The organism is Pseudovibrio sp. JE062, assembly GCF_000156235.1.
In the GTDB taxonomy this organism is placed as follows: Bacteria; Pseudomonadota; Alphaproteobacteria; order Rhizobiales; family Stappiaceae; genus Pseudovibrio.
In genome coordinates, this window is the sequence record NZ_DS996818.1 from 68,193 (window position 1) to 95,000 (window position 26,808).

Annotated in this window: 23 protein-coding genes and 2 rRNA genes (1 of these 25 cut by a window edge); 11 read left to right on the forward strand and 14 right to left on the reverse strand. The window is 54.7% G+C overall.

Annotated elements, in window-relative coordinates:
* Positions 1-17 precede the first annotated feature (17 nt).
* Positions 18-653 carry a hypothetical protein gene (locus PJE062_RS24680; RefSeq protein WP_208982479.1) on the reverse strand — a complete coding sequence of 212 codons (636 nt, stop codon included), beginning with the start codon at positions 651-653 and terminating at the stop codon, positions 18-20.
* Between the two features lie 154 nt (positions 654-807).
* Positions 808-1,668, reverse strand: a complete 861-nt coding sequence (locus PJE062_RS24685; RefSeq protein ID WP_208982480.1) for a serine protease — start codon at positions 1,666-1,668, stop codon at positions 808-810.
* Between the two features lie 273 nt (positions 1,669-1,941).
* Between PJE062_RS24685 and PJE062_RS24690 the strand changes: the two genes are divergently transcribed.
* The 4 genes from PJE062_RS24690 (at position 1,942) to PJE062_RS24705 (ending at position 5,614) form a co-directional block, all read left to right on the forward strand.
* Positions 1,942-2,361, forward strand: coding sequence for a hypothetical protein (locus tag PJE062_RS24690; protein WP_208608772.1), 420 nt, complete (start codon positions 1,942-1,944; stop codon positions 2,359-2,361).
* Positions 2,362-2,428: 67 nt separating this feature from the next.
* Positions 2,429-3,106: a PspA/IM30 family protein gene (locus PJE062_RS24695; protein ID WP_008552893.1), complete on the forward strand. Its 678-nt coding sequence runs from the start codon at positions 2,429-2,431 to the stop codon at positions 3,104-3,106.
* 36 nt (positions 3,107-3,142) lie between these two features.
* The gene (locus PJE062_RS24700; RefSeq protein WP_008552908.1) at positions 3,143-3,856 is read left to right on the forward strand and encodes an OB-fold-containig protein; all 714 of its coding nucleotides are present in this window, start codon (positions 3,143-3,145) and stop codon (positions 3,854-3,856) included.
* Between the two features lie 21 nt (positions 3,857-3,877).
* The gene (locus PJE062_RS24705) at positions 3,878-5,614 is read left to right on the forward strand and encodes a flotillin family protein (protein ID WP_008552805.1); all 1,737 of its coding nucleotides are present in this window, start codon (positions 3,878-3,880) and stop codon (positions 5,612-5,614) included.
* A 57-nt stretch (positions 5,615-5,671) separates the two neighbouring features.
* Here PJE062_RS24705 and PJE062_RS24710 read toward each other — a convergent pair whose 3' ends face one another.
* The 8 genes from PJE062_RS24710 to PJE062_RS24745 form a co-directional block, all read right to left on the reverse strand.
* Positions 5,672-6,844 carry an acyl-CoA dehydrogenase family protein gene (locus PJE062_RS24710; RefSeq protein WP_008552912.1) on the reverse strand — a complete coding sequence of 391 codons (1,173 nt, stop codon included), beginning with the start codon at positions 6,842-6,844 and terminating at the stop codon, positions 5,672-5,674.
* A 39-nt stretch (positions 6,845-6,883) separates the two neighbouring features.
* Positions 6,884-8,773, reverse strand: coding sequence for a biotin carboxylase N-terminal domain-containing protein (locus PJE062_RS24715; protein ID WP_008552820.1), 1,890 nt, complete (start codon positions 8,771-8,773; stop codon positions 6,884-6,886).
* Between the two features lie 103 nt (positions 8,774-8,876).
* A complete protein-coding gene (locus tag PJE062_RS24720) occupies positions 8,877-10,064 on the reverse strand; it encodes an acyl-CoA dehydrogenase family protein (protein ID WP_008552917.1) in 1,188 nt (395 codons plus the stop codon).
* 53 nt (positions 10,065-10,117) lie between these two features.
* A complete protein-coding gene (locus PJE062_RS24725) occupies positions 10,118-11,728 on the reverse strand; it encodes an acyl-CoA carboxylase subunit beta (protein WP_008552891.1) in 1,611 nt (536 codons plus the stop codon).
* Complete coding sequence (locus PJE062_RS24730) at positions 11,716-12,624, reverse strand: SDR family oxidoreductase (RefSeq protein WP_008552856.1); 909 nt, start codon at positions 12,622-12,624, stop codon at positions 11,716-11,718. The genes PJE062_RS24725 and PJE062_RS24730 overlap by 13 nt, the downstream gene beginning before the upstream one ends.
* Positions 12,625-12,728: 104 nt before the next feature.
* The gene (locus PJE062_RS24735) at positions 12,729-14,417 is read right to left on the reverse strand and encodes an AMP-binding protein (protein ID WP_008552897.1); all 1,689 of its coding nucleotides are present in this window, start codon (positions 14,415-14,417) and stop codon (positions 12,729-12,731) included.
* A 184-nt stretch (positions 14,418-14,601) separates the two neighbouring features.
* A complete protein-coding gene (locus PJE062_RS24740; RefSeq protein ID WP_008552920.1) occupies positions 14,602-15,408 on the reverse strand; it encodes an enoyl-CoA hydratase/isomerase family protein in 807 nt (268 codons plus the stop codon).
* Entirely contained in the window at positions 15,408-17,240 is a 1,833-nt protein-coding gene (locus PJE062_RS24745) for an acyclic terpene utilization AtuA family protein (protein WP_050773982.1), read from the reverse strand. The genes PJE062_RS24740 and PJE062_RS24745 overlap by 1 nt, the downstream gene beginning before the upstream one ends.
* A gap of 119 nt (positions 17,241-17,359) precedes the next feature.
* Between PJE062_RS24745 and PJE062_RS24750 the strand changes: the two genes are divergently transcribed.
* From PJE062_RS24750 to PJE062_RS24760, 3 genes are all read left to right on the forward strand, one after another.
* On the forward strand, positions 17,360-17,983 hold the full coding sequence (locus PJE062_RS24750) for a TetR/AcrR family transcriptional regulator (RefSeq protein WP_208982481.1): 624 nt from the start codon (positions 17,360-17,362) through the stop codon (positions 17,981-17,983).
* A gap of 199 nt (positions 17,984-18,182) precedes the next feature.
* Positions 18,183-18,863, forward strand: coding sequence for a 2OG-Fe(II) oxygenase (locus PJE062_RS24755; RefSeq protein ID WP_008552853.1), 681 nt, complete (start codon positions 18,183-18,185; stop codon positions 18,861-18,863).
* A 162-nt stretch (positions 18,864-19,025) separates the two neighbouring features.
* Positions 19,026-21,356: a heavy metal translocating P-type ATPase gene (locus PJE062_RS24760; protein ID WP_008552889.1), complete on the forward strand. Its 2,331-nt coding sequence runs from the start codon at positions 19,026-19,028 to the stop codon at positions 21,354-21,356.
* Between the two features lie 46 nt (positions 21,357-21,402).
* Here PJE062_RS24760 and PJE062_RS24765 read toward each other — a convergent pair whose 3' ends face one another.
* Both PJE062_RS24765 and PJE062_RS24770 read right to left on the reverse strand, forming a co-directional pair.
* On the reverse strand, positions 21,403-22,095 hold the full coding sequence (locus PJE062_RS24765; RefSeq protein WP_008552836.1) for a nitroreductase family protein: 693 nt from the start codon (positions 22,093-22,095) through the stop codon (positions 21,403-21,405).
* 205 nt (positions 22,096-22,300) lie between these two features.
* Positions 22,301-22,693, reverse strand: coding sequence for a cupin domain-containing protein (locus tag PJE062_RS24770; RefSeq protein WP_008552838.1), 393 nt, complete (start codon positions 22,691-22,693; stop codon positions 22,301-22,303).
* Positions 22,694-22,823: 130 nt separating this feature from the next.
* Between PJE062_RS24770 and PJE062_RS24775 the strand changes: the two genes are divergently transcribed.
* From PJE062_RS24775 to PJE062_RS26435, 4 genes are all read left to right on the forward strand, one after another.
* Complete coding sequence (locus tag PJE062_RS24775; protein WP_037038200.1) at positions 22,824-23,564, forward strand: glycosyltransferase; 741 nt, start codon at positions 22,824-22,826, stop codon at positions 23,562-23,564.
* Between the two features lie 3 nt (positions 23,565-23,567).
* Positions 23,568-24,245: a DedA family protein gene (locus tag PJE062_RS24780; protein ID WP_008552905.1), complete on the forward strand. Its 678-nt coding sequence runs from the start codon at positions 23,568-23,570 to the stop codon at positions 24,243-24,245.
* Positions 24,246-24,453: 208 nt separating this feature from the next.
* Positions 24,454-24,585, forward strand: a complete 132-nt coding sequence (locus tag PJE062_RS26995) for a hypothetical protein (RefSeq protein WP_008546611.1) — start codon at positions 24,454-24,456, stop codon at positions 24,583-24,585.
* A gap of 83 nt (positions 24,586-24,668) precedes the next feature.
* On the forward strand, positions 24,669-24,809 hold the full coding sequence (locus PJE062_RS26435) for a hypothetical protein (RefSeq protein ID WP_008546595.1): 141 nt from the start codon (positions 24,669-24,671) through the stop codon (positions 24,807-24,809).
* 734 nt (positions 24,810-25,543) lie between these two features.
* Here PJE062_RS26435 and rrf read toward each other — a convergent pair.
* Positions 25,544-25,658: ribosomal RNA gene (rrf, locus tag PJE062_RS24790) — 5S ribosomal RNA — on the reverse strand.
* 89 nt (positions 25,659-25,747) lie between these two features.
* Positions 25,748-26,808 (reverse strand): 23S ribosomal RNA (locus PJE062_RS24795) (it continues 1,664 nt past the right edge of the window).

Below are 26,808 nucleotides of genomic sequence, written 5' to 3' on the forward strand. Positions count from 1 at the left end.
CTGGTCTCCCCTTTTGCTTATTGCACCAGCTTGTTGCGCACGATCCGCAACTCATCAAACTGCATGACACCATCTTCAGATGTCCAAAGATGCTGGCCTTCCCCTCTCAGGATGGTTCCCAGTTCCGGGCTGTAAGCATACTTGGTGACGATATCCTCACCCTCAGTGCCGACAGTTTCCAGTGTCACGTCGAGCACATCATATGCGCAGCTGCCAACCTGTAGTCTGCCTGGTTCGCCAACGGAAAACTTGTAGGGCACATCTCTGCGCACAAGGTCTTCATTTTCAAACACATCGACAGATGCCGTCCAGGTCTTACCCACTTCCAGCGGAAAGAACTCGGAAAACGGGATATCAGGCACGTAGGTGCGATTGATATGGGAACCGCGTTCATAAGAGAGAAACAATCCCCGCTCGTGAACATGGATCTGGTCTCGTACGACCACATACCGCTCGTTCAGATGCAGCTCTGTAATCTGCCCGTTATTATCAAGCCGAACAAACAGACGCGCAGGAATACTGCTGTTGATCAGGACCATCCCGGTTTTCATCGTGTCAGCGGTTGGGCACACTTGTGCAACAGCCGCGCCACCGATGAGTACGCTACCCAGAAGTCCCATAAATGTTTTGGTTATAACGCCGGATCTTTTCATCGATCTATCATGTAGATTTATTCTTCTATTTATGGTCGCCTATCTATCAGCATTCTGAAAAAATGGGATTGATATATGCGTTTTGCCCATTAGTCACTTTGAACTACGTATATCAACATAACACTTTGGTTAGTGCACTGATCTTGCTGTGTAATTACAGCTCCAGTAGCTCAGCAATCCTCACAGCGTCGGTGTTGCGCTTTGACGCATGCAGCTTCAGGTTGGCAAGAATGGCACTGATCCGGATACCTCGATTGGCAATCCACTTGTTGCGATGTGACGGGTGCGGAATGCTGCGATGGTGCAGCGCCACGGGCAGCCATTGGTCATTCAGCACCGGCGCACCTGACGATCCCGGCAACGTATCACTGGTATACGTGATGAACTGCTCATGTGCGCTCAGGATGCTGCTGTTACGAAGCGAAAGGCTCTTCAGCCCACCATTGGGATGGTGAATGATTGAAACCGGCTCACCCTTCACCGCCTTACCGGACTGAGGCAGCAGCCTCAGGAACCCAAAGTCCGCCAGAGCCACTTTCCCCTCATTATCCCCCTCAACAGAGACAAAGCTAAAGTCCAGTTGATTGCTGGGGCTGGTGAAGAAAAGCTCATCAGTGATCGAAAACTCTGCTGTCCTGTCCAGCGAGAAATCCTCGTTCATCTCATAGCGGAAAATGGCTTTGGCCAACGCAGCTGAGTTCCGGGACCGGATCACATGGTTATTGGTCAATAACAGGTTCGGGCCAACAAGAAAGCCAGATCCCGCCCCTGCCGGGATACGCCCTCCCCGATAAAGCTGAACCTTGCAAACCGCCCGTGCTGCCGCAACACCTCTGCTCAGGTAGTTGATCGGGAAGATATCTGAGACACCCATAATGCGCTCAAACGCGGTGTTATCCCCCTCCGGGATCAGATTTCTGCGCACATGTAAACGCTCCGGCTCATCCCAGACATCGCTCTCGTGGCTCTCCTCACCACGCCCACAATCACATCCACCAGTTCGCGCTTTCGCCATCTCAGAGCTCCAAGTCATAAAGACCACTTATTCCCTAAGAAGACCCGCTTTAAGCCGACCTGTGAGATTTCGGAGTTCATTTACCAAAACCACAGGTAGATCCTGACAATTTGGCCAATGTCATTCCCTGTCACTCGAAAAAATTTTAGCTTTACCTCTTGAACAATCACAAATTGCAATTACATTAGAATTACATTTGTAATGCAAAGGTGCAACATGCCATCCAGATCCATTTCGCTAAGCGTGCGATTAACGCAAGAGGAGTCGGAGCGCTTGGCCCGGTTGAACTTTCCGGACGCCAAAACGCCAAGCGACAAAATCAGAGCTCTCATAGCTGCCCCGGAAAGCAGCTTCGCATCCTTGGGGGATGGCACCCACACCTTCGCAGCGCGGAAACTGGTGAAGCCAGCAAGTGACATGCTGGACCAGAGCGATCGTCAGTCAGACGTACTACGACTACTGACAGATCGTCTTCCCCTTCTTCTGGGAGAACTGGCCGGTAAGGCTGGTGATACGGATCTAAAAGAAGCAGAAGCCGCCATTACAGAAGACTTTTTTGAGCTCATTGAACTGGTGCTTCAGGCAGGTTTGAGACGTAACCCACGCCTTCAAAACCCTGAGCTTTTCAAAGAGCTTGTCGATGATATGCGCAGCTCCACCGACCTTTTGCGCACCCGTTTAAACTCGAAGTAATCAGCGTATCTCCGAAAAATGGAACCCGATTTTCGGAGAAAGATACGCCATAGAATTGGAGGATTTTATGTCTGAATCTCTTTTATCTCGCGTAGGTCGTCTGGTCTCCGGAACTGCAAACTCAATCGTTGATGCTGTCGAAAGCACAGCGCCAGATCTAGTCATGAAGCAGGCTATTCGTGAACTCGACAGCGCCGTCGAAGATGTCCGCGACGCCCTTGGCAAAACCGCTGTCAAAAAGCACGTCGCAAGCCAGCGCCTTGCTGAGACTAACAAGTCTCACGAGGAACTCTCAGAAAAAATCGCCATTGCCCTGCGCGCTGGTGAGAAAGATTTGGCACGTGCGGCAGTCGCCCGCCAGATGGATCTGGAAGCCCAGATACCAGTGCTCGAAAAGACCATTGCGGACGCTGGCGATGAAGAGCTGGAGCTCAACAACTCCATTCTCGCGCTTCAGGGCCGTAAACGCGAAATGTCGGACCAATTAGATGCTTACATTGCGCAGAAAAATGCGGCAGCATCACAAAGCACAGCCACAGATGGTGGATCAGATCGCAAACTGAACAGCGCCGTCGACAACGCCAACTCCGCCTTTGAACGGGCAATGAAGGCAGCAACCGGCGTTCCGGGCGTAGCAAGCTCTGGTTCCATGGCAGACGATGCCAAACTGGCAAAACTGGACCAGATGGCGCGCGATCACCGTGTAGAAGAACGCCTCGCAGCCTTGGAAGCTGAACTGGAATAACAGCAACAAAAACTATTATGTTCATTGGGGGATGAATTGGCAGAACTTATTTTTTCGGGTGAGACCTATCTCTTCACACTCGCCATCTTCGTGATGCTTGCTCTGGCATTGCTCGAAGTTGTCGGCATGATCTTCGGACTGTCTTTGTCCGGTCTGGTAGATGACGCTCTGCCAGATCTGGAGGTCGACGCAGACCTCGATATAGATGCAGACATCGACGCCGATGTCTCAGTCGATACCGCAGGCCTTGGCCCTATCGAAGGGTTTCTGGCATGGCTGGCAGTGGGCAAGGTTCCGTTCATTGTTCTGCTGATCATCCTACTCACCAGCTTCGGAATCACAGGTATTCTTGTTCAATATGCTGCCGCATCTATCGCTGGTGCAACACTGCCATTCTGGATGGCACTGATCCCGACAGTCATTGTCAGCTTCTGGTTCACAGCAAAAACCGGTCACGCCGTTGGTCGCATCATGCCCAAGGAAGAGACGGATGCCCGCTCCAGAGACGCCTTGATTGGTGAAGTTGCAGTCCTGACACTTGGCAATGCGACCAAGGCACTGCAGGCAGAAGCCCGCGTCACGGACAGCTTCGGCACACGCCATTATGTGCAGGTCATTCCAGACCAGCCAGACACAACATTAATGCAGGGAGACGAAGTCTTGCTTGTCGGCTTAAAAGATTCCCTTTTTACAGCAATTCCTAACCCGCACGCAAATTTATCACCTCGCCAAGACACGCTTACAAACTAATCTCTCAGTTTGAGGTCAAATATGTTTTCAGATACTCAAAACGCGGTCGTAGCTACGTCTACCAGCTTTATGGAGCTGCTCGTACTCGCCGGTGTTATCCTCGTCGCACTTCTTGCAATCGGTATTGTCTTTTCACGCCTTTATACCCGTTCCTCAAAAGAGGTTGCCTTCGTACGGACTGGTTTTGGCGGCCAGAAAGTCATCATGAACGGTGGCGCAATCGTTCTGCCGGTGCTTCATGATATCATCAACGTCAACATGAACACCTTGCGTCTGGAAGTCCGCCGCGCTGACGAAGCAGCCCTCATCACCCGCGACCGCATGCGCGTCGACGTGGTGGCCGAGTTCTACCTGCGTGTTCAACCAACCATCGAGTCCATCGCAAACGCTGCTCAGACCCTCGGTGTGCGGACTATGCACCCGGAAGACCTGAAGCATCTCATCGAAGGTAAGTTCGTTGATGCCCTGCGTGCTGTGGCCGCAGAAATGGCAATGGAAGAACTCCACGAGCAACGCGTCTCCTTCGTACAGAAGGTACAGGCAGCCGTCTCCGAAGACCTGCTGAAAAACGGTCTGGAGTTGGAATCCGTTTCCCTGACCGGTCTCGATCAGACCCGTATGGAATACTTCAACCCGAACAACGCGTTCGATGCGGAAGGTCTGACCAAGCTCACGCAGGAAATCGAAGAGCGCCGTAGAAAGCGGAACGACATTGAGCAGGACACCGAAGTTCAGATCCAGCGCAAAAACCTGGATGCAGAACAGCAGAAGCTCGATATCTCCCGCGAGGAAGAATACGCCCGTCTGGAGCAGCAGCGCGATCTTGAAATCCGCCGCGCCAAACAGCAGGCCCTGATCGCCACCGAACAGGCAGAACGCCGCCGCGATGCGGAGCAGGCAGAGATCACATCCAATCTGGAGATCAAGCAGGCATCCATCGCTTCTGAACGTCAGGTGAAAGAGCAGGAAATCCTCAAGGACCGCGCTCTGGAAGAAACTCGCATTGAGAAGGAAAAGGTCATTGAGCTGACCCAGCAGGATCGCTCCATCGCGGTCTCTGAGAAGTCCAAGGCACTCTCAACAGCGGATGCTGCTGCAAACGAAGCCCGTGCTGTTGCCATCAAGGCAGAAGAACAGGTTGTTACCGCTCGTGAAATCGAAGTGGCAGAGCGTCAGAAGCAAGTTGAGCTGGTTGTTGCTGCTCAGGAAGCGGAACGTGCTGCAATCTCTGTCACCGTTGGTGCGGAAGCTGAAAAGCAGGCTGCAGAAGATCACGCAGAAGCCGTCCGCCTGAAAGCAAGCGGTAACGCGGACCAGATCCGTATCGCGGCAAACGCGGAAGCTGATGCTGTCACCACACGCGCAGAAGCAGATAAGCTCCGCCTCGCAGTGGAAGCAGAAGGTAAGCGCATCCTCAACGAAGCGGCAAACCTGCTGTCCCCTGAGCAGATCCAGATGCAGGTCAAACTCGCACTGATCGAAGCTCTGCCACAGGTCATCGGCGCAAGCGTGAAGCCAATGGAGAACATTGACGAGATCAAGATCCTTCAGGTCGATGGCTTAAACGGCGCAGCTCCGGTTGCGAATGGAGCACCGGCAGAAGGATCTTCCGCAGGCCTCTCCGATCAGTTGGTCAACTCAGCTCTGAGATACCGCTCTCAGGCCCCACTGGTCGACAGCCTCCTCGGAGAGCTGGGCATCTCCGGCGCAACGCCAAACGAGATTGCCAAATCGGTCGCGACCGAAGAAAAAGCCTAACCACAACAACAAAAGCCCCGCCAATGAGCGGGGCTTTTCATTGCAACAAAACTGCTCTTAGATACCCATCTGCCGGCTGGCCAGATCCTTCATAATTTCAGAAGACCCACCACCAATGGTCATCACCTTGGTCTCACGATATATGCGCTCAACCTTGGTTCCGCGCATGTAACCTGCACCGCCCAGGATCTGAAGGCACTCGTTGGCCACATATTCCAGTGTGCTCGTTGCTAGGTTCTTCGCCATACAGATCTCGGTGATCGGGCTTTCTCCAAGCTGCAACCGTTGCGCCAGCTCTTCCAACACAGCGCGAACAGCCTGCATCTTCATCGCCATATCAACGAACTTGTGCCGGATAACCTGCCGGTGAATGAGCGGTTTGCCAAACGTCTCACGCTGCTGCGCCCAGTCCAGCGCTTCCTCAAACACACCCAGCATGTGGCCGTAACAAGCAGATGCAAGGAACAGGCGCTCATTGTTGAAGTTCATCATGATGCCCATGAACCCGGCATTCTCACCGCCAATCAGGTTCTCAACTGGCACCTTCACATTATCAAAATACAGCGTTGCAGTGTCAGAAGCCCACCACCCCATTTTGTGCAAAGGTGTTTGAGTAAAACCTTCCATGCCCTTCTCAACCAGCATCAGCGAAATACCGCCCATGCCTGTATCACCTGTCCGCACAGCAACCGTATAGTAATCTGCCCGCATACCGGAGGTGATGAAGGTCTTCTCACCATTGAGGACGTAATGACCATTCTCACGGCGTGCCACGGTCTTCAGGTTCTGTACATCAGACCCACCGCCCGGTTCAGTAATCGCCAGAGCAGAAATCTTCTCACCTGCCAGCACAGAGGGGATCACCCGCGCCTTCAACTCATCAGAACCAAGATGCGCAATCGGAGGCGTGCCAATGGTGTGGCTCATCAAACCCGCATTGATGCCCCCACTTCCCGCACGCCCAAGCTCAACAGCAGAGAGATAAGACAGCGGATAGTCGATGCCCGTCCCGCCATATTCTTCCGGAAACATGATGCCGAGCAATCCAACATCCGCCGCCTTTTTATAAAGCTCACGCGGAAACTCATTGGCTTCATCCCATTGAGAAGCGTAAGGCGAAATTTCCTCAGCAATGAAGCGGGTAAGCACATCGCGAAACGCCTCATGCTCCTCGGTGAACATGGTGGACTTACGCTTCAATCCGAAGTCAGGAAGGTTCAAACTCATCATATTCTCCTCCGCTCTCAAAAGCGGATACCTTCAACTCAATCAGGCAGTCTCTTCTTCCAGACGAACCAGCACATCACGGCTGTTCACCTGCGCCCCTTCCTGCGTTCCAAGCTCGGCAACAACACCATCCCGCGGTGCTGTCAGCTCATGCTGCATCTTCATCGCTTCCAGAACCAGCAACACATCTCCCTTGGAAACCTGCGCACCTTGCTCTGTCTTCAACGCCACAACCGCACCCGGCATAGGCGCAATGATGGAGCTGGAAGCAGCCGAGCTGTCATCCTTCTTGGTGCTGAAGCTCTGCTCTTCATAGAACTGCGTCTGCCCTTCCAATGAGACCCAGAGACCACCCTCAGGAGCCTCACTCACAAAGGCCGTCCGGCGCACACCATCTGCTTCAAAAACTATGGCACCGCTGTCTTCACCGCTCAGAACCGTGAGATCCTCACGAACCGCAGCCTCTTCGCCATCCAGCTTGATCTTCACAGGCAACGGCGTCGCGGTGGTCCAGCGGCTCTGTCCTTTGCTGCGGGCAAACAGATGCACGGCAAGATCCCGCATCAGCTCACGCGTTGCATCAGCCGCAACTGATCCAAGCTCGCGATCATTCAGGAAAGCAGTTGTCGCGCTACCTGCTGCAAACACCTCATCTTGCAATACGCTTTTCAGGAAAGAGCCATTGTGCACCAATCCCTGCAACACCAGCTCATCCAATCCACGCAGCAACTTGCGGCGCGCTTCATCACGATCACTGCCATGAGCAATCAGCTTGGCAATCATCGGATCATAATAGGATGAAATCTCGCTGCCCTGCTCAATAGCACTATCAACGCGCAAAGAAAGCTCATTGCCATTCCACGCCAGCACGCTTCCCGTCTGTGGCAGAAAACCAGCATCCGCATCTTCAGCATAAAGGCGCAGCTCCATGGCATGACCGCTGAAGGAAATCTCGTCTTGCTCCAGCGGCAGAAGTTTCCCTGCAGCCACGTCCAGCTGCCATGCCACAAGATCCTGACCGGTAATCTCTTCCGTCACCGGATGCTCCACCTGCAAGCGGGTGTTCATCTCCATGAAGTAGAAACTGCCATCTTCAGCCAGCAGAAACTCAACCGTGCCTGCCCCGCGATAGCCAATGGCCCGCGCCGCATCCACAGCAGCCTGCCCCATCGCAGCCCGGATCTCCGGCGTCACAGACGGCCCCGGCGCTTCCTCAACCACCTTCTGGTGACGGCGCTGCACAGAACAGTCACGCTCACCCAAATGCACCACATGCCCGTGATTGTCGGCAAACACCTGTATCTCAACGTGACGCGGATTGATGACAGCCTTCTCAAGAATAAGCTCACCATTGCCAAAAGCATTTTCAGCTTCAGAGGCAGCAGCAGCCAGCTTGTCCTCAAGCCCACTCAGGTCCTCAACAAGACGCAAACCACGCCCACCGCCACCAGCAGACGCCTTGATCATCAACGGCACGCCAATACGTGCAGCTTCTGCTGCCAATGTGTCTGTCGACTGATCCGCACCAGAGTATCCCGGCACACACGGCACCCCTGCCTCAATCATCCGCAGTTTGGAAAGCCGCTTGGAGCCCATCAGCTCGATAGCTTCTGCTGGCGGACCAATAAACACCAGTCCAGCTTCCGCACAAGCGCGCGCAAATTCCGCGTTCTCCGCGAGGAACCCGTAGCCCGGATGCACAGCCTGTGCGCCGGTTTTACGGGCCGCTTCCAAAATAGCTTCAATCTTGAGGTAGGAGTCAGCTGGTGTCGCGCCGCCAATACACGCTGCAATATCAGCGTCTTTGACATGCGGTGCGGTTGCATCAGCCTCGGAATAAACAGCAATACTCCGATAGCCCTTTTGCCGCGCAGTGCGGAACACCCGGCGAGCAATCTCCCCCCGATTGGCGACCAGGACGCTATCAAACATCGAAAATTCCCTTCACAGTGCCAAGATATAGAGCGTATCCCCGAAAAGTGGAAACCGGTTTTCGGAAAAGGATACGCCCTCAAAAAGTGACTGAGAAAGCAGCTTATTCAGCGGCTTCCTTCTGCATTGCACGGTTCTTCTTTGGGTTAGGCAAAGTGCCATCCAGCTTGGAGATGATGGAGAGCATCACTTCATCCGCACCGCCACCAATGGAGGTCAGGCGGCTATCCCGTAGGAACTGGCTCACTGGGCTGTCCCACATGTACCCCATGCCACCCCAGAATTGCAGACAGGAGTCCGCCAGTTCGCGAGACAAACGGCCTGCCTTCAACTTCGCCATGGAAGCAAGACGGGTCACATTCTCACCACGCACCATGGATTCAACGCACTTCTCAGAGAGTGCACGCAGCAGCTCAACCTCAGTCCGCAGCTCTGACAGACGGAAGTGAACCACCTGAAAATCCAGAATGCTCTGGTTGAACGCAGCCCGCTCACGGCAATAGTCTTCCGTCAGCTGAATGATGCGGTCCATGCTGTCAATCAGAGACAGCGCGCACCATAAGCGCTCCTCCTGAAACTGCATCATCTGGTACATAAACCCGGCACCTTCATCTCCAATCAGATTGCGCTGTGGCACGCGCACATCATCAAAGAAAATCTGCGCCGTATCAGAGGATCGCTGACCCAGCTTGTTCAGGCGATCCGACTTGGTGATGCCTGCACTGTCCATCGGCACGATGATCAGGGATTTATTCTGGTGTTTGTGCCCATCACTGGTGTTCGCCAGCATGCACATATAGTCCGCCTGCGTGGAGTTGGTGATCCACATCTTGGAACCGGTGATCACATAGTCATCACCATCCTTGCGCGCTGTGGTCTTGATGTTCGCCACATCAGAACCTGCATGCGCTTCGGAAACACCAACACAAGCCACCATGTCGCCAGCAATCGCCGGGGCCAGAAACTCACGGCGCAACTCATCGGAACCAAACCGGGAGAGAGCCGGGGTTGCCATGTCGGTCTGCACGCCAATCGCCATTGGCACACCACCGCAGGCACATGCGCCCAGCGCTTCGATGGTCATGGCCTGATAAGAGTAATCAAGGCCCATTCCGCCGTACTCTTCCGGCTTGTTGACGCCAAGAAAACCGAGGGTACCCATTTTCTTGAAAAGCTCATGGGCCGGGAAGATTCCAGCCTCTTCCCATTCGGGAACATGCGGGTTGATTTCGGCCTCGACGAACTTGACCACCGCACTTTTCATTTTCCGATGTTCTTCAGTATATTCCATCGTGAAACCCTCATGTAAAACTGTGTTTCAGGAGCTGTGATGCGCTGCCCTGCCTAGCCACGTGCGACCCCGAATGCTGTTGGATTAAGCTGACGTTTCTTGGCATCTGCACAAACAGATAGGGCCATTGAGACAACGCGGCGCGTGTCTCTTGGATCAATGATCCCGTCATCCCAAAGCCGTGCTGTTGCATAAAGCGCCGTGGTCTCCGGTGACATCTGGTCAATGATCTTCTGTGCCATCTGATCGGTCATGCCATCAGGGACCTCTTGTCCCATCTTCGCAAACTTCTCTTCAGTGATGATCTTCATCACCGTCGCCGCCTGCTCCGGCCCCATCACACCAACCTTGGCAGTGGGCCATGAGAAGATGAAGTCCGGGTCAAATCCACGACCACACATGCCGTAGTTGCCAGCACCCCAGGCACCACCAACAACAATGGTCACTTTAGGAACCGTGGCATTGGCAACCGCCTGAATCATTTTGGACCCATGCTTGACGATACCGCCCGTCTCCGCATCCCGGCCCACCAGATAGCCAGTGGTGTTCATCAGGAAGAGAAGCGGCGTATTGCTCTGGCAGCACAGCTGAATGAACTGCGCTGCCTTCACCGCGCCTTGCGGATCAATCGGGCCGTTATTGCCAAGAATGCCAGTAGCCTGCCCATCAATGCGAGCATGACCACAAACGGTGGAGCCGCCAAACTCTTTCTTGAAATCGAGGAAGTAGGAACCATCCGTGATGCGTGCGATAATCTCTCGCACATCGTACGGCTTCTTTGTGTCTTCCGGCACGATGCCAAGCAGATCCTCAGCATCATAAAACGGCTGCTTTCCACCTTTTGCCTCTAACGGTGCATCCCACGGCAGATGGTCGACAATCTCACGCGCAGTCTCAACACCGTGCGCATCATCTTCAGCTATATATTCCGCCGTGCCAGCTGTGTTGTAGTGCAGCTCCGCCCCACCAAGCTCTTCATCTGAAGCAATCTCACCCGTTGCCGCTTTCAGCAGCGGAGGACCTGCCAGAAAGATCTTCGTCTTGCCACGCACCACAACCGTGTAATCCGAAAGCCCCGGCATATAGGCACCACCAGCGGTCGACGACCCATGCACCACCGTTACCTGCGGAATGCCTGCCGCAGACATACGCGCCTGATTGGCAAACGCCCGTCCGCCTTCAACAAACAACTCAGACTGGTACATGAGGTTCGCACCAGCACTTTCTGTTAGCGCAACAATCGGCAGCTTCTGCTTTTTGGCAATCTCCTGCAGGCGAAGCGTCTTCTTCAACCCCATCGGAGAGATCGAACCGCCCTTGATCGCAGAATCCGTCGCCACAATAAGACAGCGCTTGCCTGCCACATAGCCGATGCCAGCAATCGAGCCACCACCTGCGGCGTTCTTCTTGCCATCATCATCATGCATCTTCAGGCCAGCCAGCGTGGAGATTTCCATGAGTGGCGAACCACGATCCAGCAGCAAGCTCACCCGATCCCGCGGCAACAACTGCCCACGTTTCTCGAACTTCCCACGCTTGCTCTCTGAGTTCTCGCGAACCTTAGCCTCATACCCACGAAACTCCTCAATCAGAGCTTCCATGAAGGCCTTGTTCTGGGCAAACGCGGCACTACTGCTATCGACAGCCGAGGTTAACTTGGGCATTTGTCTTTCTCCCAAGCTTGAAGGGCCTTCGGCTTCTCATAGCGATGGAAGCCCTGGTATTCCTTCATGTTTGCATTATCGCCAACCGGCATCAGATTAGTCCAGAGCGGCGCACCACCATCAACGCCAATGCACTGACCGGTAATGAACGCAGCACCCGGAGACAACAGGAAGTTCACCAGAGATGCCACCTCAGCTTCCGTCCCAAGACGGCGCGCCAGATTGTTCTCCGACATACGGGCAAACATGTGCTTGATGAAGTTCTCATCATAGGTGTCAAAGCCGGAAGACGCGATCCAGCCCGGCGCCACCGCATTCACCCGCACACCAGCTTCAGCCCATTCAACGGCCAGTGTCATGGTCAGGTTCTGCATCCCGGCCCGCGCCACCCCAGAGTGCGCCATACCCGGCATGCCACGCCACATATCCGCAACAATATTGACGATGGCACCGCCTTTGCTCTTGCGCATGCTCTGATTGTAAACCTCACGCGCCATCAGAAACCCGCCGGTCACATTGGTCTCAACAACCGCGTCAAAGCCCTTCTTCTTGATTGAGGCCGCAGGGCTTGGATACTGCCCACCCGCGTTGTTCACCAGACCATGGATCACACCACGCTCCGCAACAATCTTGGCAACAGTTTCACCAACAGCCTCTTCATTGCGAATGTCCAGCGAGTGAGTTGAAACCTCGCTCCCATCCTCACGGATTTCATCAGCCACCGCATCAAGCTTTGCCTGCTTGCGGCCAAGGAGAACGGTATGGGCACCCAGCGCTGCGAGTTCGTGGGCGATGCAGCGACCAATGCCACTGCCTCCCCCAGTCACAATCATAGTCTGCCCATCAAACAACCCATCTCGCAGGACTGATGCGTAACGGGACGGTTCATTGCTCATTCCAAAAGTCTCCCTGCCACAAGCGCGGCTTAGTCAAACAGAGGTTCTCACCTCAGAATATCCCGGCCGGGGTGACCACGTCACCCCAAACCATCATCATCCTTTCAGGCCGGAGCAGTTGCCTCGGCTCCACATTCATCTTCCCAGACCACAGGCCGATCCGGCATGGAGTGCACCACGTCCTGATAGCGATCTTCCAGACGCGTCCGCTTGATCTTCATGGTTGGGGTCAGATAGCCATTCTCGATGGTCCACATGTCGTTGGCGACAATGATCGAACTCAGCTTCAAATGGCTTTCAACGGATCGATTGATGCTGTGATAGGTCTCTTCCAGACTGCTACGAACCTCTTCACGCGACAGACCATGAGTGATCTCGGAGGAGAGGAACACCACGGCTACAGGCTGAGCCAGCTCAGACCCCATCACGCAGGCCTGCTCCACATAGGTATTGTCAAACAGCATCGCCTCAATCGGCACCGGTGCGATGTACTTGCCTTTGGAGGACTTGAAGATCTCCTTCACTCGGCCTGTAATGCGCAAGAACCCGTCGGCATCCTGCTCCACTTTGTCTCCCGTATGGAACCAGCCACCTTCTTCAATGGTCTCTGCAGTCATCTCAGGGTCTTTGTAGTAACCCTTGGTGACTGAATCCCCACGAATAAGCAGCTCCCCCTCATCGGTGATCTTAATCTCCAGCCCGGCAAGCGGCGTACCGATGGTACCAACCTTGTCCGCACGGAACGGGAAGTGCGAGGACGCAAGACCAGCCGTCTCAGTCATGCCCCACCCTTCAGTGATATTGATGCCCAGCTTCTGATACCACTCCAGCACGGCCTTGGAGATCGGCGCAGATCCACTGCCGATCAGCTTCGCATTGGTCAAACCAAGCTGCGCACGGATCTTCCGCTTCACGTACCAGCTCAGGATCGGAATGCTCAAAAGCCGGTCCAGCTTCTTCTGTGGCACCTTGGCAAGAATTCCAGACTGGAACTTCATCCAGAGCCGCGGCACAGAAATAAACATGGTCACTTCAGCAGCCCGCAAATCTTCTGCAAAGGTATCCAGCGACTCCACAAAGCTCACCACCACACCGGCATAAAGGCTCACATGCTCGATGAGTGCGCGCTCGGTGATATGGGCCAGCGGCAGATAGGAAATCAGACGCTCTTCACGGCCCAGTTCAAGAGACTGGGTTGGAGACCACGCCCCATAAGCAATGTTGCGCCAGGAGACTTCCACCCCTTTCGGATTCCCGGTGGAACCAGAGGTGTAAACAATGGAAAACAGCTCATCCAGATCCGGCTTGGCAAGCTGGTCTTCTGGTAAAGGCTCATTCTGTTTAAGCAGCTCCGTCCAGCTGTACTCGCAATCTATCGTTTTATAAGGAAGTGCAATCTTCACCACACCGTCGCGGATACTCTGCTCACTCGGCGCAAAGTCATCCAGCTTGCCCATGAACACCGCTTTGATGTCCGCATGGTCAATGATGTAGCTGATCGTATCTCCAGAGGCGGTGTAGTAGATCGGCGTGGAGATGTAACCAGCAGCCTGAATTGCAAAGTCAGCAAGAAACCATTCAGCGCAGTTTTTGGAGAGAATGCCAATCCGGTCCCCCGGTTGGAAACCCATTGATTGGAGCGCAGCAGCCATTCGCCGGACCGTGTCGTAACACTCCTTCCAGGTGAACTCGATGAACTGCCGGTTCACAGGCTGTCGCAGATAAACCGAGTTTGGTTTCTCTGTGGCCCATTTTTGCAGCATTTCAATTGGCAGTGCGTACTGTGTACCCATGTTCCCTCCTCTGATGTGCTGGTTCAGCCTCCCCGCTGCTTCCAGCACTATCTTTTTTGCGCGATAGACTTCGGCATTATAATCAGCTCATACGCATATGAGCATACCCTGCATTTCTTCTTCCTTCACCGCATTCGAACATCTGTTATCGGGTAAACGCATACCCCTAAATTTGAGGGGCCAGTTATGGAGCCCAGGACGGTTTGCGTTTCTGCAAAAACGACTTCACACCTTCCTGTCCCTCGTCCCCAACAATTGCTCTCGCAAAATAGGCAGCTGCACTTTGGCGCAATTCCTCCTGTTCAAGGAAACGCGTCTCTTCAACCACCTTCTTCGTGGCAGCAACAGCACCCGGCGCACAGGCCAGAACCTGCTGTTTTATCTCAGCCTCTTCTGCTTCAAGCTCTGCCTGACTGGCAACAGCCTGATCAACCAGACCGACGTCAAAGGCCTCATCACCGGTCAGTTTGCTCCCCAACACGAGCATTTTCTTGGCTTTCTGGTAGCCCAGTCGCTTGGTCACGTACTGAGCAATCTGAGCCGGCGGCAAGCCAATCCGCGTCTCAGTAAAAGCAAACTTGGCATCTTGCGTGGCCACCACAAAATCACAGGCACACGCCATGCCCAGGCCACCAGCCATGGCTGCGCCCTCCACCAAAGCAATGGTCACTTGTGGCTGATGGGCGATCATTCCAAAAAACTCGGCAGCTTCCAGACTGATCTTCTGCGCAATAGCTTCAGCCTCATCGCCACCAGCCATAATCTGCTGGAAGGACTTGAGATCACCGCCTGCACAGAACACACCACCAGCACCGGTGAACGTAATGCCACGCACGCTGCGGTCATCCTGCACATCCCGCAGAACCTTGGAAATTTCAGCAATCACTTCGCCGGTCAGCGGGTTACGCTTTTCCGGCTGGTTCAGCGTGATGGTCATCCAGCCATCTTGCTGCGCAACCAGCACAGCATCCGTTGTTGGTGCATCAGTCATCACATCACCTCCTGCGCGATGGAGTGCGGAACGGAAACACTGTGCCTCAGCAGGATCTGGCTATAGGCCTTCGCCTGCGGGTCCAGCCGCAAGCTGGCAATGCCACCACCGCCCAGCACATCATCAATCAGGAAGTTGAGCGCATGACAGCCCGGCAGATAGAAACGGGAAACCTTCCCCGGATTGAAATGCGCAAAGGCCTTGGCAACCGCATCTTCACTCAAAGCCGCTGCAATCCAAGGCAGCCACTCTGCTTTTCGCGCGATAACGCCAATGTTTGCCTTGTCACCTTTGTCACCACTGCGGGCATAGGCAAGCTTGATAAGCGGCACCTCTGCCAACGCGTCGTCAACAGCAGGCGCACCCGGAACCTCAGTTGCTTCAACTGGAGCGACAGCCTCTGCTGCAACAACCTGCTCAAACGCCACTGCCTCACCTTCCAGCGAAACTTTGGGAGACACGGCAGACTGCTCAACAAGGAAAGAGAACAACCGTACTACAGGAGAAGGCTTAGGCCTTCCGCCATTAAAGGTCGTCATGCCCGGCGCAACAGAAAGGCCAAGGCCGGTCAGCTCCCGCAGCAACAAACCAGCAGCCCGCTGGTCCACATGCCGTGCGGCAATCTTCAAGACAACTTCTTCGTAAGTGCCCCGGCTGACAGGCGCTTCCCCTATCTGAGATCCTGCCCCCACGATCTCAACGGAAACTTCCTGATAGCCGGGCGCACCAAGTTTCTTCATAACTGTCTCAGCGCGGCCAAGGGCAAGGTCAGCAAAAACCTTCGCTTTCTCACCTGCATCAAAGCCTACATAAGGCACCATCAATCCAATGCGGAACCCATCCGCCCAGGTCGCAGAAACCTTCAGGCTCTCAGGCGCAGCACGCCCTTTCGCACCAGATACATGCACACTCTCAGAGGTCTTCGCCTCAATCGTTACCTTGGAGAAATCGCAGGTCACATCTGGCAGCAGGTAAGCTTGCGGATTACCGATCTCATAAACCAGCTGCTCTGCAACTGTGCCAACACTCACAAGGCCGCCGCTGCCTTCAGGCTTGCTCAGGTCGCAGCTGCCATCTTCATAGACAGTCGCAACCGGATAACCGATTTTCTTCACATCCGGCACATCCCGCCAGTCTGTAAAGTTGCCGCCAGTCACTTGCGTTCCGCACTCCAGCAAATGCCCAACAAGGCTACCTGCAGAGAGGCGATCATAATCCGTCCAGTCCCAGCCAAAGGCATGAGCACAAGCCGCAAGCGTCAACGCACTGTCAGCACATCGACCCGTAATCACAATATCTGCACCCGCCTCCAAAGCAGCAACAACTGGCTGCGCACCGAGATAGGCGTTGATGGAAGCAACCTTCTCCGCTTTAGGAAAGGCTTCACCGGAGAACATCTCAGTGACACCAGCCTCTTTAAAGGCAGAAGCTTCCGCCAGCAGGTCATCACCGGTCACAACAGCAACCTTCAGATCCAGCTTCTGTGCAGCAATCAACTCACGGATCTTGGCAGCACAACTCTCTGGATTCACGCCGCCTGCATTGCTTAAAATCTTCGTCTTGGAAGCAGCGATTGTTTTCAGATTGAGCCCAAGCACCTGCTCGGCAAAATCCGTCGCGTATCCAAGATCAGGGGACTTCTGACGCGCTCTTGCCATGATGGAAAGAGTGATCTCTGCCAGATAGTCATAGACGATGTAATCGAGCCCGCCAGCGCGCAACAATTGCCCCGTAGACGCGTTGGAGTCACCCCAAAACCCGCAAGCCCCCCCAATGCGAATGGGCTGCTTACGTTTACTAGAGCTTTGATTTTCCGTGTTTTTCATGGTCATTTTGACGGAAACCTCTTTTACATACCAAACGTACGGTATATACTCCTTCCCAATACGTCAAGTATTTCAGCAAAAACCCCGTCTTAAGGCTAAGGTTGATCATGGTAAGCAAGTTGGACATGAAGAAGCAGCGCGGTGAAAACACACGCAAGGCCCTCATTAAGTCGACCATCGATTGCCTCGACCGGCTTGGCTATGCAGAAACTTCCATCAACCGGGTGCTGGAAGGCGTTGATGTCAGCCGCGGCGCGCTGATGCACCACTTCCCCTCCAAGGAAGATCTGGTCATAGGCACGGTGGATTTTCTGCTTTCAAGAATTCTGCGCCACTACCAGCAGGAAAGCCCAAGCTCCTTCCCGTTCGCACAGATCACGCAAGCTGAGGGGGGCACACTGGCAGATGCCCTCGTGACTTACTGGCGCAACATCATCAACACACCGGAGGGCCGGGCGTTCTCTGAAATCATCATGGCAACGCGCACCGATAAAGCACTCTCGCAGCGCATCTCGCCAAAGCTGGAAGACTGGAACGACCAGCTCAACCAGTTCTTCCTACCTCCAGGCCTGGACAAAGCAGCGGAAGAGGACATGACCCTCACCCTCCTCATCTGGCGCTCCTTCATCCGCGGCATGATCTTCCAGCAAGAGTTCCACAGCGACCCAGCCTACGTCGAAAAAATCATCCGCAAATTCGCCAAGATCATGGAACCACACCTGAAGATGGTTCAGTCCCAAAACGGCTGATAGCGGCCTGTTCCAACCAATTGCGCTCAAATTCGCATTAAAACGAACTACCGTATTTCATTAGGCATTTTCGACGATTGCAAGCTGACATTGTTCAGCCCCTAAGCTGGCATTAAGTACCTCCCGCCTGTTCCAAGCCAACAACCACCTGCAGTAACGCCCATGCAACATAAGCACGGCAGCGCAGGAGGAGGACTTTATGAATCGCCCAAACTCCGCAAGCCTCATCAGCGCATCCATCTTTCATGCACTTCGCCAAGCAACACCTCACAAAGCCCCGTTTTTGCACTGGACCGCAGACAACCTGCTGCCCCAGCCCATTCTGACGGACTTTCAGAGCTTGCCCACCTGCATACGTGAGATGGACTACAGCGAAGGCCAACGGGCGACTAACAACAAGCTGCGCCAGTATCTGCACGGCGACAGCTTCATGAAGTTTGAAGCTGAGCAGGAGTTCGCCTCCGCCTTTCAGGCGCCGCAAATGATCGAGCTGTTCTATGAGAAATGCGGAGTGGATCTCACAGGTACCTATCTGCGCATCGAGTATACGTGCGATCAGGAAGGTTTCTGGCTGGAACCACACACCGATATCGGTGCCAAGAAGTTCACCCTGATGATCTACCTCTCAGAGGCCCACGGTGAAGAGTGGGGCACCTCTTTGTACTCCGATAAAGAGACCTTCCACTCCAACACACCATGGTCCCCCAACCGGGCCATGTTCTTCATCCCGTCAGACGACTCCTGGCACGGCTTTGAAAAGCGCGAGATCAGCGCTCCGCGCAAGAGCCTGATCATCAACTACGTCACCTCAGAATGGCGTGCACGGCATGAACTGGCCTTCCCGGAAGCCCTCACAGAGCGCCTCACAATCGCTGCCTGACAGGTACTTCCGGCAGTTTGAACCAAATACCTCCGTTCCCGTTAAGCCCTGTCTAGGGATACTGTCAGTTCCCCTTAGGCATTAATCCTTTCAGGCAGGGCAAAGGCTTATGATCTGCGCTGGTGAAACGCGAGCTTGTTGGATCAGGGAGCCTGTTGACCGATGGACGAGGCATCAAACACACCCACCTCCGGTACCACAGAACAAGACCCGGTCTGCGGTATGCAGGTCACCGTCACCTCTGAAACCCTTGCCGCTGACTTCGCTGGAAAGTCCTACCACTTCTGCTCCGAAAAATGCTCCCACACCTTCGAGGGCGATCCCTACTTCTACGCAAGCGGCAACAGCAGGAAGCAGCAGGACGCCAACGCGCAGGACATCGACTACACCTGCCCCATGCACCCGCAGATCATCCAGAAAGGCCCCGGCGAATGCCCGATCTGCGGCATGGCACTGGAGCCCATGACTGTCACCACCAATGACGAACCCAGCCACGAACTTGTTGACTTCACCCGCCGTTTCTGGCTCAGCGCAGTTCTCGCAATCCCACTCCTCGCCATCACCATGGGCCCGTTCATTGGCCTCCCCTTCCGCGAGTGGATCGGCGAACCCACCGCCATCTACGTCGAGTTCATCCTGGCCTCACCCGTTGTCCTGTGGGCAGGCGTTCCCTTATTCAAGCGCGGCATCAAATCCATCACCACATGGAACCTCAACATGTGGACCCTGATCACCCTCGGTGTCGGAGCTGCCTATCTCTATTCTCTCGTCGCCACGTTCCTGCCTGGCCTGTTTCCCCCTGGCATCCGTGCCGCCACCGGCCATCCTCCCGTCTACTATGAAGCCGCCGCTGTCATCGTCGCGCTGATCTTCATGGGGCAGGTGCTGGAACTGCGCGCCCGCGAACGCACCGGCGACGCCATCCGCGCCCTCCTGGACCTCGCCCCCAAAACCGCCCGCCGCGTGCTGGACGATGGCACCGAGTACGACGCCCCGCTTGAAAACATCATGACCGGCGACAAGCTCCGCGTCCGCCCCGGCGAGGCCATCCCCGTCGACTCCCGCGTCATCGACGGCCAGTCCTACGTGGACGAAAGCATGATCACCGGCGAACCCATCGCTCTTGAGAAGAACGTCGACGACACCGTCACCGGCGGCACGCTCAACAAAAACGGCACACTCATCATCGAGGCCATCAACGTCGGCGCCGACACCATGCTCTCCAAGATCGTCGCCATGGTCTCCTCCGCACAACGCTCCCGCGCGCCCATTCAGGGCATGGCAGACAAGGTTTCCGCGTACTTCGTCCCAACAGTCGTCGGCATCTCGATCCTGTCTTTCTTCATCTGGCTCATCGTCGGCCCGGCACCGTCCCTTTCCTATGCCATCATAGTCGCCGTCTCCGTGCTCATCATCGCCTGCCCGTGCGCACTGGGCCTCGCCACCCCCATGTCCATCATGACCGCCAGCGGCAGAGGTGCACAGGTCGGCGTGCTCATCAAAGACGCCACAGCACTAGAGCTCATGTCCAAAGTCGACACCCTCATCGTCGACAAGACCGGCACCATCACGGAAGGCAAACCGACCGTCACCTCAATCCATGCGTTCTCCGAAGAGTACACCGAAGACCAGCTGCTCCACGTGGCCGCCTCCATTGAAAAAGGCTCCGAGCACCCGCTAGCAGAAGCCATCGTCAACGCCGCCAATTACAGAGGTATGGCGCTCTCCAACTCAGAAGACTTTGAGGCCCACACCGGCAAAGGCGTCAGCGCCAAGGTAGACGATAACGTCTACGCCATCGGCAACCCGGCCATCTTCGGCCTGACCGACAAGATCTCCGAGGAGATGAAGCAAAAGCATCAATCTCTCAGCGAGACCGGCAACACCAGCATCTTCATCTCAAACAAAGAAAAAGTCATCGGCCTCATCGCCATCTCTGATCCGATCAAGGAAAACGCAAGCAAAGCCATCAAGCAGCTGCATGAGGCAGGCATCAAAGTCATCATGGCAACGGGAGACAACGCCCTCACAGCCAAAACCGTGGCTGCCACTGTGGGCATTGATGAGTTCAAAGCTGAAGCCCTGCCGGAAGACAAGAAGACCCTGATCGATCAGCTCCACACCTCCGGCGCCATGGTGGCCATGGCAGGTGATGGCGTCAACGACGCCCCGGCTCTGGCCTCTGCGGATGTGGGTCTGGCCATGGGAACCGGGGCCGACGTCGCCGTTGAAAGCGCAGGCATCACCCTGCTCAATGGCGACCTCACCGGCATCGTCCGCGCCCGCAAGCTCGCCATCGGCTCACTGCGTAACATCCGCCAGAACCTCTTTCTGGCGTTTGTCTACAACTCCGCAGGAGTTCCCATCGCAGCAGGCATTCTCTACCCCTTCACCGGAGCCCTGCTCTCACCCATGATCGCAGCACTGGCCATGAGCCTCTCATCCTTCTGCGTAGTCATGAACTCCCTGCGGCTGAAGAACCTGAAGCTCTAAAGCGCATTCCCGAAAAGTGGCTCCGGTTTTCGGATAAGAATACGCTCTAATCCGCCACAGTCAGGATTTCAGAGAGCGGCTTTTTCAGCTTAGCAACGGAAGGCACCTTTGCATCCTCCGCCGGGTGTCCCACCGCAATAATCATGATCGGCTTTTCAGAGTCCGGACGATCCAGCATGCCATTCAGAAACTTCATCGGGTTCGGCGTATGGGTCAGCGAAACCAATCCGGCATGGTGCAGCGCGGTCAGCAGAAAACCACAGGCAATACCGGTGCTTTCAGGCACGTAGTAATTCTTGTAGCGCGTACCATCTTCAAACTCACCCCAGCGCTGCGCAAACACCACGATCAGCCACGGCGCCTCCTCCAGATGAGGTTTATGGTCATTGGTGCCAATCGGCTCCAGCGCCTTGATCCATTCATCACCAGCTCCGCCGTCATAAAACCGACGCTCTTCTTCCTCAGCCGCATCACGTATGCGCTTCTTGAAGTCTGATTGAGAAATCGCCACGAAATGCCATGGCTGATGGTTTGCACCAGAAGGTGCAGTCCCGGCTGTGCGGATGCATTCCTCAATCACTTCACGGGCAACAGGGCGATCAGAAAAATCCCGCACCGTATGGCGTCGCTTCATCTTGTCATAAAAGGCTTTCACAGCCTCAAGCATCTGCTCATCAGAAAGGTCCATACGGTCCGGCAGATCCACCGGCTCATACTTGATATGTTCTTTGGCAAACATCCTGTTCCCCCGCTTTCCGGATATTCTTTTATGTGTGAGCCAGACAGATAAAGCCTCCCAGCATCCTGCCCTCACTTCAAATCTCAAAGCTAAAGCGTATCTCCGAAAAGTGGAAACCGGTTTTCAGATAAAGATACGCAGAAATAACGACTAAAACAGAATTGCGGCCAAATCTATTGAACTTGCCTCCAGAGAGCTGAGCTGATCACGATTTCCCATCCGGCACCCAGCGCCGGGAAACCTCCGAGCTGTTCTCATAACTGGCCTCAAAAATCGGTGCCGCCAAAGTCGCCCGCACATGCAGCGTGCCCTCACCAATATTCTTAAACCCATGCAAACACCCCGCAGGGATCAAAACACTCTGATTGGCTATGGCAACATGGGTTTCATTTCCGCAGGTGATCTCCGCAGTGCCCTCAATTACCTCCAACAGCTCTTCAACCGCATGCAAATGCCGCGGTGCCCCACTTTCCGGCTCGCACCACTGGTCAAAAATGCAAAGCTGACGAGACCCATTGACCGCTGAAACCCGCATCTGGGTCATCACCCCACCCCGCCACTCTTCCAGTGCCTGCTTGCTATGGTCAAACAGAGTCATCACAAACCTCCATCCAATGAACCTGACCTCCTTTGTAACTCTCAAAGGCAAAGAGTTTCGAAATCAGGTTCAGGTGCTCTTCAGTTTGACCGCGCAAACCAATGCTCAGAAAGGCTTGGAAGGCACGCTCATGACCACGATCGATCTCTCAATTGTCATCATCACCTTGAATGAGGAACACCACCTCCCGCGTCTGCTGGCAGATCTGAACCTGCAAACATGGCAGAACTTCGAGATCATCCATGTGGACAGTGCCAGCACAGACAACACGGTGCCACTGTCTCAGCGCCATGCAAAAAACTTCGGGCACTACCGCATCGTGCAGATGGAAAAGCGCGGTGTCAGCCTCGGTCGCAACACCGGTGCAGCGCAGGCCAAAGGCCGCCGCATCTTGTTTCTGGATGCAGATACCCGACTGCCACCAAACTTTCTGGCTGAATCCATGTGGGAGCTGGAGTATCGCAGCCTCGACATCGGCATCGTCCTCATGTCCAGCTATCGCCTGCCAGCCAAACAGGTGATCGGCTATGAACTGATGAACCTCGGCATAACCCTTAGCCGACGTTTCTTCCCAACCGCAGTCGGCGCATGCCTGTTCTCAACGCCGCAAACCCATGAAGCCATTGGTGGCTTTGATGAAAAGCTGAAGCTCTGCGAAGATTGCAACTACGTCCTCAAAGCCCAAAAGACAGGCCGGTTTTCAGGGCAAATCATCAAGCCCCGCTTCATGTTCAACCCACGACGCCTCAATCAGGATGGTATTCTGCGAACAGGCTGGACCTACCTCAAAGCCAACCTGCTGCGCTTCTTCAAAGGCGAACTTTACAAAAACGAAGTCCCCTACGAGTTCGGCCACTACAGCAACACTTAAGTCATGCAGGATCTCATTACCACCTTCAACGGGCCCCTCAGCTATGCCCTGTTGGCAGCCATTGCCTTCGGCGATGCTCTCATCGGCCCAAGTTTCTTTGTCTTTGGCGAAATCGCCTTCCTCGCAGCCGGAGCCCTCTATGCAGCCTCTGGCAATCCCTGGCCGATCATAGTGGTTATGGTCGCCGCATTGCTAGCAGACATCACAAGCTACCTCCTCGGCAGAGTGTACGGTACTCGAGCCATTCTGCGCTTTCTCAAACCCTTGAAGCGACGCCGGGCGTGGCACAAGGCCCGCACCGCCCTGCAAAAGCACGCAGTCCCGTTCATCATTTCAGCCCGCATCCTTGGACCACTGGCCTGGATCACACCTTTTCTCAGCGGCGCCAGCAACATCCCCGCCTCTCGCTTCCTGCCAGCAACAACAGGTGGCGTCCTCCTCGGCGTAGGCCAATTCTGCCTCTACGGCGCCCTGGGCACCAAAGGTCTCGAAGCCCTGCACCCTTACATGCAACCAATCACCACCTTCCTCCAAACCCACTACAAACTCCTCCTCCTCCCAGCCACCATGGCCCCCACCGCCTACCTGACCTTCCGACACACACGCCTCCTCCTCACAGACAAGCTGCTGCTGGTCACCATCATTTCCGGAGGTATTTTCCTCACGGCGAACATGATCTGACTTACGGTGCCAATTGAGATGAAGAACGATAGCTCAGGCTTGATACAGGCATCTGACATCTGGCATCTGGCATCTGGCATCTGGCATCTGGCATCTGGCATCTGGCACATATTGAAGCATCAGCTATTCAGCAAACCAATTTCCACGAGCTGGCAGCCTACTCAAACAGCAAGTCACCCTGATTACCGACAGGCCACAGGAAGAGATCATGAACGACATTGGCTGGTACAAGAACCACACCTACACCCGCAACAACATCAGCCTGTTCAAATACATCGAACTTGCCCTTCAGAACCCTCTGCCTCTCTCAAGGCTTATCTCTGGACCCAGCTTGCAGTGAGCGCCTATCAACTCCGGAGTTGGCTCAACCGGATCCACTGATGCTAGTGGTGGGTTACTCAGAGCAGCGGTACGAGCACCTATATGGGTGCCATCGGCCGGGACCATAACCTGTCGATCACCTACGACAATGCCATCCCCACCCTGCTCCACGGCATCGCCCCGGACCTTGACCGTGACCGGGTTCTACTGAAGTCCCAACTGGAGCAAAGCGGACTTATTTAGAGAGCCGCCATGCCAAAGCTGGCCTCCGCAATTACGATAGAGGATTACTAGGAGTACATCACAGACGAGCGCGCACTGGTTGCCTGGACAAAGGGAATAACTCTGAGTAAGCAGTGCCGTGAGTGCGTGGATTGCAAGGGGGATAAGTTGGTCCGCTATGGTGTTTGAGCCAGCTTCAGCCAAGCTTGCGTGATCAGCAGCTGCATTCACTGCGATTAAGAGATATTCCCTCCATATCCCCGAGGACCTACAGAAGGCTATCTCCCAGAGATCTCCGTGGTGCGGTGATATCTCGTTGCAGCGGTCCTCACCGAGAACCATTTCTTATGGCGCCACCTTCTGAGTTGTCCTCGTAACCTATAAGCTCCGCCAACACTCCCAAAGACCCCCGCTTAGCCCCGGTTTCAACCTAGCAACGCCATCTGAACGTAAATCTTTCAAACCAACGCGCATAAGAACGCAAAATTATTCCAGCCTTAGCAGACAGCTCGATTTCATTACGGATGACGCTGCTTCTTCGATATCAACCGCTGAGTGTCAGGCATGTGTGATCAACTCATTGAAGTTTCAGTTGCTCTGTTTGGTTGAGGGATTATTGGCAGTTCTGAGAGGTATATTTAGGCTTTTGCCGCTGGTTCCAAACGCAGAAAAGCCCCCGAGCGTTATGCATCGGGGGCTTTTGTGTGATTTTGTGTTCTGTGTATTTTGTCGAGATTTTTGTGTGTCTTATTCATGCCCGGCGGCGCCCTACTCTCCCGCGTCTTAAGACGAAGTACCATTGGCGCAGGGGCGTTTCACTTCCGAGTTCGGGATGGGATCGGGTGGGGGCGCCCCGCCATAGCCACCGGGCAGGAATAAGTCACATTATGAACTGGTCTGTTTTGTTTAGTTGAAGCTTTGTTTTTGGATTTAAGCTTTATGATTATAGCTTAATGGGAGTGATCAAGATCGATCGAGCTATTAGTAAGGCTCAGCTTCGGATGTTACCACCCTTCCACATGCCTCCTATCGACGTGGTGGTCTTCCACGGCTCTCAAGGGATATCTTGTTTTGAGGTTGGTTTCCCGCTTAGATGCCTTCAGCGGTTATCCATTCCGTACATAGCTACCCTGCAATGCGGCTGGCGCCACAACAGGTCCACCAGAGGTACGTCCATCCCGGTCCTCTCGTACTAGGGACAGATCCTCTCAAATTTCCTACACCCACGGCAGATAGGGACCGAACTGTCTCGCGACGTTCTGAACCCAGCTCACGTACCGCTTTAATTGGCGAACAGCCAAACCCTTGGGACCTGCTCCAGCCCCAGGATGCGATGAGCCGACATCGAGGTGCCAAACAATGCCGTCGATATGGACTCTTGGGCATCATCAGCCTGTTATCCCCGGCGTACCTTTTATCCGTTGAGCGATGGCCCTTCCACGAGGGACCACCGGATCACTATGACCGACTTTCGTCTCTGCTCGACTTGTCAGTCTCGCAGTCAGGCAGGCTTATGCCATTGCACTCAACGAGCGATTTCCGACCGCTCTGAGCCTACCTTCGCGCGCCTCCGTTACCATTTGGGAGGCGACCGCCCCAGTCAAACTACCCGCCACACACGGTCCCGGATATTGTAGTACCGCGGTTAGATATCCATGAGGACAAGGGTGGTATTTCAAGGATGGCTCCACCCGAGCTGGCGCCCGGGGTTCAACGCCTACCACCTATCCTACACATGTCATCACGAATACCAGTGTGAAGCTGTAGTAAAGGTGCACGGGGTCTTTCCGTCTGACCGCAGGAACCCCGCATCTTCACGGGGAATTCAATTTCACTGAGTCTGTGCTGGAGACAGCGGGGAAGTCGTTACGCCATTCGTGCAGGTCGGAACTTACCCGACAAGGAATTTCGCTACCTTAGGACCGTTATAGTTACGGCCGCCGTTTACTGGGGCTTCAATTCGGTGCTTGCACACCTCCTCTTAACCTTCCAGCACCGGGCAGGCGTCAGACCCTATACG